This is a genomic window from Acidovorax sp. sif0632, from assembly GCF_019218805.1.
GTDB classification, from domain to species: domain Bacteria; phylum Pseudomonadota; class Gammaproteobacteria; order Burkholderiales; family Burkholderiaceae_C; genus Acidovorax; species Acidovorax facilis.
This window is the reverse complement of the sequence record NZ_JAHUWW010000020.1, coordinates 1-481: the sequence shown is the minus strand read 5'-3', so window position 1 is coordinate 481 and position 481 is coordinate 1. Positions and strand designations below refer to the sequence as shown.

Below are 481 nucleotides of genomic sequence, written 5' to 3'. Positions count from 1 at the left end.
GCGAAGGGAAAGGAGCAAGGGAGGTGAGGTGTGAAGGGGAGGTGGCAGCCAGCCTGGGACTGAGGGTGCTGCAGAGGCGCGTGAGCAAGGGGAAGAGGAAGGAAGGAGAGAGGGAAAGAAAAAGGGGAGGAAAGAAGAGAGAGGGGAGAAGGAAAAGAGAAGGAAAGAGGGAGAGAAAAGGGAGAAAAAGGAAAGGAAGGAGGGGAGGGAAGGGGAAAAGGAAAGGAGAGGTAGGGATGGAGGGGAGGAGGAGAGGGAGAGAGAGAAGGAGGGGAAAAGGAGAAGGAGGAGGGGAATGATATAAGAAAATGGATGGAAAAGTGAATAGAAAGTGGAGAGAGAAAAGGTATAGGAAAAGAGTTGGAGGGAGGAGGTGAACATGGCGTAAAGGTAAAAAGCGGGGGAGGGAGATGGTGCTGGTTAGGAATATGAGAGAAGAAAAAGGGCGAAGTGCGACACCTCATGCAGCATGGCGTCGCTG

Annotated in this window: 1 protein-coding gene; it reads left to right on the top strand. The window is 52.6% G+C overall.

What is annotated here, in order from left to right; genetic code table 11:
* Positions 1–299: hypothetical protein (locus tag KW832_RS25575; RefSeq protein ID WP_218338460.1), on the top strand; the 299-nt coding region annotated here is incomplete at its 5' end.
* Positions 300–481: the final 182 nt, after the last annotated feature.